Annotated in this window: 1 protein-coding gene; it reads left to right on the top strand. The window is 51.5% G+C overall.

Annotation, left to right across the window (positions count from 1 at the left end):
- Positions 1-85 precede the first annotated feature (85 nt).
- On the top strand, positions 86-272 hold a 187-nt coding region (locus SB847_RS21045), incomplete at its 3' end, for a hypothetical protein (RefSeq protein ID WP_410578558.1).

The following is a 272-nucleotide window of genomic DNA, read 5'->3' on the forward strand; positions in this document are numbered from 1 at the left end:
GTACGGGATTGGCGCACAAACGCGCGTATTCGACTACGTCAATCAGCGCCTCGAACAACTCAACTCGCAAGGAAACTGAGAATTCATGTTCCGATTTTCCTGGCCGCGCATCGCGGTGAGCATCGCAGGCTTTCTGTTTGCATCGAACGCTTTTCCTTCGACTACAGCTATTGTTGTGGAGAACGTTGGCACATTCGAGTATTCAGCCGCAGGGAAAGGACTCGCTATCACTTTTGATAGTGCAGCCACCCACAAGCGCTTGAACTATCGTG

The sequence above is a fragment of the Bacillus sp. SIMBA_026 genome (assembly GCF_046535335.1).
In the GTDB taxonomy this organism is placed as follows: Bacteria; Bacillota; Bacilli; order Bacillales; family Bacillaceae; genus Bacillus; species Bacillus velezensis.